Raw genomic sequence first — 10,980 nt, forward strand, 5'->3', positions numbered from 1 at the left:
CGGACTAACAATGACAAACAGCGACAATGCACTGCGCCGCGCGGCTCGGACACCGGCGAGAGCGCAGCCCTTTGCTGCACCCGGCCAGCCTGTTTGCACAAGATGGCGCATCCTACCGATACATAAGTCATGGCGAATATAGGGAATTCCAGCAGGTCAACCCCCCAGCAGGTGCGTTTCAGCCCCTTGCTCCACAGCGCGCGCTTTATGGTGACGAGTTCTTCGATGGAGAACCTGCCCGTGACCGCCTTGCCGGAAATCGCTTTTGTCGGCCGCTCCAACGCCGGCAAATCCACGGCAATCAACACCCTGTGTCAGCAGCGGCAACTGGCGTTCGCTTCCAAAACGCCCGGCCGCACCCAGCACATCAATTTTTTCGCCGTTGGCCCAAAAAACTCACCCAGCGGATTGCTGGTCGATCTGCCGGGCTACGGCTATGCGGCGGTGGCCAAAACCGACAAAAAGCGCTGGCAGTTGTTTCTCGCCCAGTATCTGGCCGAGCGCGGGCCGCTGGTCGGGCTGATTCTGTTGGCCGATTCGCGACTGGGGCTGACCGAAACCGATCTGAGCCTGCTGGCCTTCATGGCCCCGGCCAGCGTGCCGCTGCATGTGCTGCTGACCAAGGCCGACAAGCTCAACCGCCAGGAGGGACAGCGCGCCGCGCAGGCCGCACGCGATCAACTCGCGCAGCACGCACAGGCGGTGGGCATGACGGCGCCGATTTCGCTGCAACTGTTTTCGGCCACCAAGCTGTCGGGCGTGGAATCGGCGTCGCAACTTATCGAAAGCTGGCTGGAAGATGCCGCGCGGCCAGTCGAGGGTTCCGAATCCGATCTGGAGTGCGGCGCGGCAAGCGACCTCACGGCCGACCCAGAGTGAGATAGAAGTTGACTTTCTGCCCTGGCGCCTTGCCCACGCCGAAATACACCGGGCCCAGCGGCGTATCGGTGCCGAGATACACACTGGTGCTCGAGCGCAGATCGCTCAGACTGACCTGCGCGCGCTGCGCCCAGGTGTTGCCGCGCTCGTAGGCCAGGCCAAGATAGGCGGCGCCGCCAAACAAGCCGGGCGTGACCAGTTCGTAGCGATAGCCGATGCGGCCATAAATGAGGTAGTTGCCGATGAGCTGGCCCTCGCGATAGCCGCCCAGCGCGTCGAAGCCGCCGAGCGAGAGGTAGTCGAGATTCAGCAGCCCGGCACGGTCACGGAAGCTGGCCACCCTGGCCGCCAGCTCCACGGTGTGCCGCCCGAAGCTGGCGACGTCTTGCCCGGAGAGGTCGATGCGGTCGTAATTGGCATCGCTGCCCAGCGCGGTGCGGGCGAAAAACAGCTCGCCCCGCCCGCTCCAGCCTTTGCGGGGAAAGTAGGCATGATCGAGCCGGTCGGCCAGCACCAGCAAGCGCATGCCGCCTTCGCGCAGCAGGGCGCTGGTGTTGTTCAGCGGCGGCGCCCCGAGCAGGTAGGTGCCGTAGATGTTCGCCCGGCTCAGACCGGCGCGCAATTCGCCGTAGTCGCCCAGGGGCACGCCCAGATCCAGGCCGACGCGTTCGGTGGTGAGGCGGTAGCGCAGCACCGGGTTGTTGCCGGAATACACATCGACGGGCCGCGCGTCCAGATCGAGATAGGGCGAGACGAACAGCCAGCCGCCGCGCGTGACGGGCTGGTACAGCTCGGACATCCAGCGGTTGCGCCAGCCGATCTGCAGATCGTTGCGCCACTCGCCGCCCAGACTGTTGAGCCAGGGCCGCCGCTGCGAGAGCTGCAGCGAAAACCGCGACTGGTTGCGCAGATCGGTGTAGAGCCCGAGCCCGAAGCGCAGATAGTTGGGCCCCCAGGGTTTGTCCTGCAGGCGATATTCGAGCACCTGTCCACGCCGCCCGGATACCAGGCGGTAATCCACCCGCGAAAAATCGCCGCTGCCAAAAAGGCGATCGACATCGGTGCGCACTTTGTCGAACTGCAGCGGCTCTCCAGGCTTTTGCTCCAGCCGGGCTTTCAAGGTTTGATCGACGCCCGCAGACAGTCCGCGCACTTCCACCCCGGCCAGCGGCGCGTTGAACTGCAGCTGCGCCACCAGCGCCTGCGCCCGGCGTGCGAAGGCATCGCGCCACTGCGCGTACTGTGCCGGCGGCAGGGCCAGCGGTTCAAGCTGAGCGCGGGCGGCCATCACCGCGTCATAGCCGATTTTGATGGCGCGGTCGCCGGCCTGAAAATCAAGCGCGGACAAGTCGCCGAGGTCGGGCGATATGAGCACGTCGCCCGGCTTGAGCGTGGCGATCTGTGCGCGGATGTTCTGCTCGATCAGAATATTGATCATCTGCGAGGTCAGCCCGACGATGTTGTCGAGCGACTCGCGCGACGCCAGCGGCGTGCCGATATTGATCGCCACCACATGCTGCGCCCCCATGTCGCGCGCCACATCCACCGGCAGGTTGTCCACCAGCCCGCCATCGCCCAGCAAGGCGCCGCCGAACTCGGTGGGCGGAAACACCCCCGGCACCGACATGCTCGCGCGCAGCGCCGTGGCCAGCACGCCCTGCTGCAGGATGACCTTCTTGCCCGTCACCATATTGGTCGCCACGGCGCGGAAGGGGATCGGCAGATCGTTGAAATCGCGCACGGTCAGCGCAGGCAGGGTGAGGTTGGTCAGCACCTGCTCAAGCTGGGTGGTGTTGACCGCCGCGTTGGGAAACTGCACCTGGCCGCGGTCGCTCAACCCGAACTCGATGCCGCCGGGCATTTGCTCGTCGGCGCGTTTGCGGCGAAAGGCCAGCCCTTCGCGCGCCGGACGGCTGGAGAGCACGCTGGCCCAGTCCATGCCCGAAACCTGGCTGCGCAGCACATCCACCGACACGCCCTCGGCATACAACCCGCCGATGATGGCGCCCATGCTGGTGCCTGCGATGCAGTCGATCGGCACGCGAAGTTGCTGCAAAGCCTCCAGCGCGCCGATGTGCGCCAGCCCCCGCGCACCGCCGCCCGAGAGCACGAGACAGGTCTTGCCGGGCACGACGGTGGGTGCTGTTGCGGGTGCACGCGCGGGCGCGGAAGGTGTTTGAGCGGCGGCAGGCAGCAGCGACAAGCCGCCGACGACCAGCACGCCGATCAGACACGCAGCCGCCGCGCTCCGAATCCGCCTGTAGCCCGGAAATTGCCGCATGCGAACTTTCTCTCGGCCCTTACCTGACACTCAGGCCAAAGCGTTTCCGCAAGAGCCGCAAAACCGATCTTCCGCAGCCGTCTGTGTGCCACATTTCGAACAGAACCGCCCTTTCAGGGAAGGCGTCGTCGAGGGAGATTCGGCCGCAGGCGCGGCGGGCATTAGCCCCAGAGCCTGGGCGGTCGCCGCGGGCAGCGCCGCGGCCGAGCCGGCGCCGCCGCCAAGCAACTGATTGAACTTCCCGATATGCGCCGCGCGTTCCGCATCGAGGCTGGACTGCGGCGCGATCAAGGTGGGGCGCTCCTGGCCAAAGCCGCGCAACTCGCCCGCCATGCCCTGCGCCACGCTGGGCAGCCCGCGCATGGCCAGCACCTGTCGCGGGCCGGTGCGCTCGAACAGCACGGTGTCGATCTCCGACGCCCAGACCCGCAAGGTCATGGCTTCGATGTTGATGACGTCTTTTTCCGTCTTGAGCCGGTCGGCCAGCACATTGCCCATTTCCATGCGCGCCGATTCATAGCTGCCCTGAATATCGACCCAGATCACGGTGGAACGAAAGTCGTAGCGTCCCCACAGGGCATGCGCACTGCGCAGCGCATACACCGCCGCCACACTCAGCCCCAGAGTCAGCATGATCCAGAAAGACAGATCGCCGCCTTGCAGCAAGGCGTGGGCCAGGCCATAAGCGCCCACCGCAACAATCACCATCAGCAGCGCAAACCAGGCCGAAAGCAACACCAGCCAGCGGAACTGCGGCAGCGCCATGGCATGGCTCAGACCCGAGGGGGTGGCACGCTCTCGCGGCATCGGCTGGGTTTCTTCCACCAACTCCAGCCGGAACTGGCCCTGACGCCCCTTGACCTCGGGCGATTGCCGCAGATAGCGCCGGTTGGGAATGGCCTCTTTCCAGCGCTCCATCAGCATGCGGTCGACCTGCTCCATCAGCTTCGCCGGGTGCGAGTTCATGGTGCACACCTCGGTGGTCTGCGCCGACCCGACGGACTGCGGCGGCGGTCCCATCTGCTCCTTCAAGGTCGCCAGCCCCAGCACCGTCGCCACGAAAGCGGCGATGGCGCTGAAAAACAGCGCGCTGTTGATCTGCAGTTCTGGCAACGCTGGCAACTGCGCGCTGAACAAGGCCAGCAACACCGGGCCGATCACCGCCGCCACCACCAGCAGCACCAGCAGCCCGATGCTCAGCTTGGCGTTCTGCACCGTGTTCGACTGGGCGGTGAGGTTGCCGCGGATCATGGGTTGGAAGATCACCAGATAGCCGAGCACCAGATAAAACAAGCCCAGCCAGCTTGCGGTCAGCGCATTCGAAAACACCAGCAGCGCCAGCGCCATGCTGACGATATAGGCCGCCAGCGCCACCCCGTTCTGCGCCAGCCGGTGCGCTGCGGCGCGCACCGCATAGGGCGCGAAAATCAGGTTGGGCATGAAGCGATACAGCGGGTTGCTGCCCGGGTCTTCAAAAAACACCGCCCCGTTGCGTAGCAACTCGCGCACCTCCTGCCCGGCCTTGCTGGAGCCGTCCTGACCTTCCGGAATTTCGGGGGCCAGGCCGCGCGGCAAACCGCGCCCGACAAAATAGTTGAGCTGGCTGAACGCCCGCCACATCCAGGCAATGCCGCCCGACAGCAACAGCACGGCGATCACCAGCGCCGAAGCGCCGCGCGCATCGATGCCCTCCTGCAAATGTCCGCGCACCTGAAACAGCACCACCAGCCCCGCCACCAACAACGCCGCCGCGGCCAGGTAAAGAAACAGGTTTTCGATGCGGTAGGGATTGGGCAGATTCAGCGCCTGACTTCGGTCGGAGAATTCGTAACTCATGGCATTGGGTTGAGTGGGTGTTGACAGGCGATTTACCAGTTTCCGGGAACGTGTTTACCTGAGCCGATGGCCGCAGCTACCGCAAAACGCATCATCGGCTTGCACGTCGGCGCCGCAGGCGGGGCAATGTGTGGTGTCGGCCGCTTGGGCGGCGGAAGTCGGCTCCGGTGACGGTGCAGAAGGTTCGGCCGGAGGAGCTGCGGGTGGCGCAGGTGGCGTGGCAGGCGCGGGGCGTGGCTTGTAGTCGTCGAGCTTCTGCTTGAACTGGGCCAGCTTCTGCCCAATCTGCTCAGACCCTGCCGACTCCACACCTTCACCCACGGCCCGGTAAACAAAGATGATGCCCAGCACATAGATCAGGCTCACCACCGACCAGGCGAGAAACCACACCAGGCCGATCGACAGACCGGCGCCGCCCATGCCCGCACCGCCCAGCGCCACACCTTCCATGCCGCGCATGCCGCCGAAGCCGCCCATGCCGCCAAAGCCCCCCATACCCATGCCGCCGAAACTGCCCGCAGCAAAAAATCCGCCGACGAACATGCTGCCCACGAACACCACGGCAAAGATGAAGGCCACAGCCGGGAACACCAGCAGCCCCAGCACCAGAAAGTGCATGAACACTTCCAGGGGCCGCTGCGTGACGATGCCCACGGCGCGCGACAGACTGGCGATGAAGCCCTCGCCATGCCAGACCGCCGCAATCATCAGCGGCCCGGCGAGCAACAGCACGGCGTAAGCCAGCGCCACCACCACGACCAAAGGCCCGCCGAGGAGAAAACCGAGAAACCCGCCAACGCCCGGAATGCGGCCAAACAGCGACAGCAGATAAGCCGCCAGCAGAACCAAGGCAAACCCCAGGCCGAGCAAAATCAGCAGCCCGATGACGTAGAGCGCCGACTGCACCCCGCCCAGAAACGCCGGGGCGAAACCGCGGATCGGCTGGTCATACGCCTGATCGACCAGCATCAGCCCGCTGGCATTCATGCCCACGACGATGATGATCGTGCCCAGCAGACTCATCAGCATCGTCACCGCGTAACTGCCCGAGCTCATGCCCGCCGCCGCGCCGCCGCTGATCGCCAGCCCGCCGAGCACGAAGCTGCCAGCCAGCATGGCCAGCGCGCGCCAGTTATGCAGCGCCTCGTAGCTGCGCAGCAGCACGCCGAGGTTGTTGGTGGTTTTCACGGTCATGATGTCCTCCCTGGACGGTAGTGAAGTTTGGTCGGGTCAAACCCGGTACACGCTCTTACGGATTGTTTTGTTCCGACGAATTTGGGCACTCCGGAATCTTGCCCCACAGCGGATCGGGTGACAGTGGCGCACCGCAGTACTTCCAGCGCGTTTCCTGAATGCAGAGTTGCTGGGTGAAAAAATTGCCCTTGGTCTGACAGGCCGCAAGCGCAGCGCGCAGGGCTTCCACCCGTCCCATCGGCTTGGGTGGCGCAGCGTGAGGTACGGGCTCAGCCACGGGCGCGGGCGCCTGCGTCGGCTGAGGCGCTGGCACCGCAGGGCGCGCTGGCGCAGCAACGGGCGCAAAGGTCTCCGGCTGGGCCTGACGCTGCGGCGCTGCCGGTGCAGGCACTGCAGGGCTGGGCTTGCGCACGACAGGCTCGGGCTTGGGCGCGACGGCAGCGGGCGCAGACGCCACCGTCGGCGTGACTGGCACGGCCTGCGGGGTTGGGGTAGAGGCGGGCGAAGGCAGCGACACCGGGGCAGGCTCTGTCGCCGCGGCGCGGGCTGCACTTGCCGCGGTCGGCTGAACCGGGGCCGACGCCGCATACGCCGCCTCGCTCGCCCCCACCGAAGCGGCCGTCTTGTTGTCTTGCTGCGGATGTTGCATCGACCACCACAGCCCTCCCCCGCCTATGAGCAGCAGCGCAATCACGCCCGTGGCGATACCGCCGATGAGAAACGCGTTGCTGCCCTTCACCGGCTGCTGCGCGCCTTGGCTGTACCCGGAACGGGGCGACTGATCAGGCGCGACCCTGCGGGGCGGCGGGGCGGCGCTGGCTGCCTGCGCACGCTCGCGTATTTCCGCTTCCAACCGGGCTGTGGCGGCAAGGCGCTCACTCTCGCGCTGCATGCGCTCCTGCTGCGCCGCCGCTGCGGCCTCTTTCTCCGCCTGCTGCTGTTTCGCGCGCTGCAGTTGCGCCTGGGCGTGAGCTTCCTGATCGGCGGCCTCCTGCGCCTGTCGCTCGGCTTGCCGCCGGGCTTGCTCGGCCTCGGCTTCGGCCCGTCGTCTCGCCTCTTCGGCCCGGCGCGCCTCCTCGTCCCTCAAGGCTTGCGCATCGCGCTGGGCCTGCAGTTGCGCCGCCTGCTCGGCTTGCGGGCTCGCCTCATCCTGGGGATGGTGGGCAGCGGCCTCTGGAGGCAGCGTCGGCTTGGCCTGAGTCGGCAACAGCGCGCCGCACTGTCGACAAAACTTGGCGTCGTCTTGGTTCTGCGCACCGCATTGGGTACAAAAACGTGGCATGGTGGCCCCCAGATCGAAATGGCACCGATCTTAGCGAGAGCGTTGACGGTTTCATGCGTTTTCCATGACAAAAAAAGCCCGCCATCCTTGCGGATGACGGGCTTGCGTTGCAGCAGGCTGCTGGACGAGGCTGGAATTACATGCCCATGTCGCCCATGCCGCCCATGCCGCCGCCGGGCATGGCGGGTGCGCTCTCGTCCTTCGGCGCCTCGGCCACCATGCACTCGGTGGTCAGCATCAGGCCGGCCACGGAGGCGGCGTTTTGCAGCGCGGTGCGGGTGACCTTGGTCGGGTCGAGAATGCCCATGGCGATCATGTCGCCGTACTCGCCGTTGGCGGCGTTGTAACCGTGGTTGCCCTTGCCTTCGAGCACCTTGGCCACAACCACGCTGGGCTCATCGCCGCTGTTGGAGACGATCTGGCGCAGCGGCTCTTCGATGGCGCGCATCACCAGCTTGATGCCGGCTTCCTGGTCGGCGTTGATGCCCTTGACGCTGTCGCCCACGGCCTGCTTGGCACGCAGCAGCGCCACGCCGCCGCCCGCCACAATGCCCTCTTCCACCGCAGCGCGGGTCGCGTGCAGGGCGTCTTCGACGCGGGCCTTCTTCTCTTTCATTTCCATCTCGGTGGCAGCGCCCACCTTGATGACGGCCACGCCGCCAGCCAGCTTGGCCACGCGCTCTTGCAGCTTTTCGCGGTCGTAGTCGGAGGTGGCTTCTTCGATCTGGATGCGGATCTGCTTGACGCGGGCTTCGATGTCGCCGGCCACACCAGCGCCGTCGATGACGATGGTGTTTTCCTTGCCCACTTCGATACGCTTGGCCTGGCCCAGATCGGCCAGCGTGACCTTCTCCAGCGTCAGACCGACTTCTTCAGCGATGACCTTGCCGCCGGTCAGGATGGCGATGTCTTCCAGCATGGCCTTGCGACGGTCGCCAAAGCCCGGCGCCTTGACGGCCACGGTCTTGAGGATGCCGCGGATGCTGTTGACCACCAGGGTGGCCAGCGCTTCGCCGTCCACATCTTCAGCGATGATCAGCAGGGGACGGCTGGACTTGGCCACTTGCTCCAGCGCGGGCAGCAGGTCGCGGATGTTGGAGATTTTCTTGTCGTGCAGCAGCACGAACGGGTTGTCGAGCACGGCAACCTGTTTGTCCTGATTGTTGATGAAGTAGGGCGACAGATAGCCACGGTCGAACTGCATGCCTTCGACGATGTCGAGTTCGTTTTCCAGGCTCTTGCCGTCTTCCACGGTGATCACGCCTTCCTTGCCCACCTTGTCCATCGCTTCAGCGATGATCTGGCCGACATGCTCGTCGCTGTTGGCAGAGATGGAGCCGACCTGCGCGATTTCCTTGGTGTTGGAGCAAGGCTTGGAGGCCTTCTTCAACTCTTCGACCAGCGCGGTGACCGACTTGTCGATGCCGCGCTTGAGGTCCATCGGGTTCATGCCGGCGGCCACATACTTCATGCCTTCGCGCACGATGGCCTGGGCCAGCACGGTGGCGGTGGTGGTGCCGTCACCGGCGTTGTCGGACGTCTTGGAAGCGACTTCCTTGACCATCTGCGCGCCCATGTTCTGCAGCTTGTCCTTCAGTTCGATTTCCTTGGCCACGGACACACCGTCCTTGGTCACGGTGGGGGCGCCGAACGAGCGCTCGAGCACCACATTACGGCCCTTGGGGCCCAGGGTCGTCTTGACAGCGTTGGCGAGAATGTTCACGCCTTCCACCATGCGGGCGCGGGCGTCCGCACCGAAAATCACGTCTTTTGCAGCCATTGAAATTCTCCGTAAATAGCAGTTGAAGCAGGAATCAGCGCCGATGTGGCAGGCACGCAGGCCACGACATCAGCCCATCTGAATCTGGAATTACTTCTCGATGACGGCCATCAGGTCGTCTTCGCGCATCACCATCAACTCGTCGCCGTCGACCTTGACGGTCTGGCCGGCGTACTTGCCGAACAGTACGCGGTCGCCCACCTTCACCGCCATGGCTACCAGCTTGCCCTGGTCGTCATGCTTGCCCGGACCCACGGCCAGCACTTCGCCTTGATCCGGCTTCTCCGCCGCGCTACCCGGGATCACGATACCCGAGGCGGTAGTGGTTTCTTGTTCGATACGCTTGACCACGACACGGTCATGCAGAGGGCGCAATTTCATGCAAATCTCCTGAAGTTTGTGGAAAACCGGGCACCTGCTCGGAGCCCAATGACAAACCGCCTCCCGGGCAATACCCGGAACCGACGGCCAGAAACCCATTTTGAAGGCGCGTACATGACAGTGCGATGAAGCCGTTGTTAGCACTCACCTTCAACGAGTGCTAATTATAGGGACGGACTTTCGGGTTTCAAGAGCCAGCGCACAAACCCCGCAAGCGGAGGTGATCGCCAGGAAGTCCCCCGAGAGATCGCCCGCCGCCTCATTGCGCAGCCAACCTCGTCACTAAATGTACGCGCGGTAAATATTGGAAAGAATCGACCGTTCGTCGCCAGATTCACACCGTTCGTCGGCTCGCTGCGGCAGTTTGTGCAAAGCATTTCCACAATGCACGCAAGGAGAGTCCATCCATGCAGCGCAACCGCGGTTTCACCCTGATTGAACTGATGATCGTCGTGGCGGTCGTCGCCATTCTGTCGGCCATCGCCATCCCGGCCTACACCGGCTACGTCACTCGCAGCAAGCTGACCGAGGCGTTCTCAAACCTCTCCAGCATGAGCGTGGCCCTGCAGCAGTACTACCAGGACAACCGGACCTATGTTGGCGCCCCCATCTGCGCGACACCACCCGCCGGAAAGGATTACCAGTTCAGTTGCCCCACCCTGACGGCGACGACTTTCACCCTCACCGCCACTCCGACGGGCGGTCTGGTCGCACCCAGCTACGCCATCGACCAGGACGGCAATAAATACACCACCAGCGTGCCCGCCTCGGGCTGGGTCATGCCGCCTGGAACCAGCACCCCGCCTTTGCCCGCTGGAGCCACATCAAACGGCTGGGCGCGCGATCAATCCGGAAACACCTGACATGCCCCTCATCAAGTCACGTCAGACGGGGTTCACCCTCATCGAAATGATGGTGACCATCGCCATCGCCGCCCTCCTCGGCCTGATGGTCGTGCCCAATCTGGTGAGCATGGTCGATGCCGGCAAAACCTCGGTGCTGGTCAACAAGTTTCCGCAAGACGTGGCCTGGGCGCGCAATCAGGCGGTAACCACGCAGCAGCCGGTCACCATCACCCTGGGGGCAAACAACACCTGCACCTGGAGCACCAGCGTGGGCGGAACGGTGATTACCGAGCACTCGATGTCGCCAAGCCAAATCGCCGCCAGCTACCCGAACGTGTCCTGCAGCATCACGGGTGGCAACACGCAGACGCTCACCTTCGATAGCCAAGGCTTCATCAACACGGCCCCCACCATCACCGTCACTGCTGCGCAAGGCCAGACCTGGACGCTGCAGGTACTCGCCTCGGGCAGCGTGATTCTCAACGCCAACACCGCATCATGA

The 10,980-nt window shown here is 64.6% G+C and carries 9 protein-coding genes; 3 read left to right on the plus strand and 6 right to left on the minus strand.

What is annotated here, in order from left to right:
• The first annotated feature begins 186 nt into the window (after positions 1–186).
• Entirely contained in the window at positions 187–879 is a 693-nt protein-coding gene (gene yihA / locus AC2VLV_RS07080) for a ribosome biogenesis GTP-binding protein YihA/YsxC (RefSeq protein WP_486989312.1), read from the plus strand.
• Here yihA and AC2VLV_RS07085 read toward each other — a convergent pair.
• The 6 genes from AC2VLV_RS07085 to AC2VLV_RS07110 form a co-directional block, all read right to left on the minus strand.
• On the minus strand, positions 860–3,160 hold the full coding sequence (locus tag AC2VLV_RS07085) for a patatin-like phospholipase family protein (protein WP_486989304.1): 2,301 nt from the start codon (positions 3,158–3,160) through the stop codon (positions 860–862). The genes yihA and AC2VLV_RS07085 overlap by 20 nt on opposite strands.
• A 30-nt stretch (positions 3,161–3,190) precedes the next feature.
• Complete coding sequence (locus AC2VLV_RS07090; protein ID WP_486989305.1) at positions 3,191–4,996, minus strand: zinc ribbon domain-containing protein; 1,806 nt, start codon at positions 4,994–4,996, stop codon at positions 3,191–3,193.
• Between the two features lie 54 nt (positions 4,997–5,050).
• Positions 5,051–6,190 carry a zinc ribbon domain-containing protein gene (locus AC2VLV_RS07095; RefSeq protein ID WP_486989306.1) on the minus strand — a complete coding sequence of 380 codons (1,140 nt, stop codon included), beginning with the start codon at positions 6,188–6,190 and terminating at the stop codon, positions 5,051–5,053.
• A 55-nt stretch (positions 6,191–6,245) separates the two neighbouring features.
• Positions 6,246–7,472 (minus strand): zinc ribbon domain-containing protein, encoded by a 1,227-nt coding sequence (locus AC2VLV_RS07100; RefSeq protein ID WP_486989307.1) that lies wholly within the window; start codon positions 7,470–7,472, stop codon positions 6,246–6,248.
• A 136-nt stretch (positions 7,473–7,608) separates the two neighbouring features.
• A complete protein-coding gene (gene groL / locus AC2VLV_RS07105; RefSeq protein ID WP_486989308.1) occupies positions 7,609–9,252 on the minus strand; it encodes a chaperonin GroEL in 1,644 nt (547 codons plus the stop codon).
• Positions 9,253–9,342: 90 nt separating this feature from the next.
• Complete coding sequence (locus tag AC2VLV_RS07110; RefSeq protein WP_013104897.1) at positions 9,343–9,633, minus strand: co-chaperone GroES; 291 nt, start codon at positions 9,631–9,633, stop codon at positions 9,343–9,345.
• Between the two features lie 407 nt (positions 9,634–10,040).
• On the opposite strand from AC2VLV_RS07110, the gene AC2VLV_RS07115 reads away from it, so the two are divergent.
• Positions 10,041–10,496, plus strand: coding sequence for a type IV pilin protein (locus AC2VLV_RS07115; RefSeq protein WP_486989309.1), 456 nt, complete (start codon positions 10,041–10,043; stop codon positions 10,494–10,496).
• A gap of 1 nt (position 10,497) precedes the next feature.
• Positions 10,498–10,980: a GspH/FimT family pseudopilin gene (locus AC2VLV_RS07120; protein ID WP_486989310.1), complete on the plus strand. Its 483-nt coding sequence runs from the start codon at positions 10,498–10,500 to the stop codon at positions 10,978–10,980.

Source organism: Thiomonas sp. TH-17, from assembly GCF_057473305.1.

Excerpts from the sequence above, each read along its gene's own strand:
- AC2VLV_RS07085 (WP_486989304.1), bottom strand. The coding sequence starts at position 3,160 with ATGCGGCAATTTCCGGGCTACAGGCGGATTCGGAGCGCGGCGGCTGCG.
- AC2VLV_RS07090 (WP_486989305.1), bottom strand. The coding sequence starts at position 4,996 with ATGAGTTACGAATTCTCCGACCGAAGTCAGGCGCTGAATCTGCCCAAT.
- AC2VLV_RS07095 (WP_486989306.1), bottom strand. The coding sequence starts at position 6,190 with ATGACCGTGAAAACCACCAACAACCTCGGCGTGCTGCTGCGCAGCTAC.
- AC2VLV_RS07100 (WP_486989307.1), bottom strand. The coding sequence starts at position 7,472 with ATGCCACGTTTTTGTACCCAATGCGGTGCGCAGAACCAAGACGACGCC.
- groL (WP_486989308.1), bottom strand. The coding sequence starts at position 9,252 with ATGGCTGCAAAAGACGTGATTTTCGGTGCGGACGCCCGCGCCCGCATG.
- AC2VLV_RS07110 (WP_013104897.1), bottom strand. The coding sequence starts at position 9,633 with ATGAAATTGCGCCCTCTGCATGACCGTGTCGTGGTCAAGCGTATCGAA.
- AC2VLV_RS07115 (WP_486989309.1), top strand. The coding sequence starts at position 10,041 with ATGCAGCGCAACCGCGGTTTCACCCTGATTGAACTGATGATCGTCGTG.
- AC2VLV_RS07120 (WP_486989310.1), top strand. The coding sequence starts at position 10,498 with ATGCCCCTCATCAAGTCACGTCAGACGGGGTTCACCCTCATCGAAATG.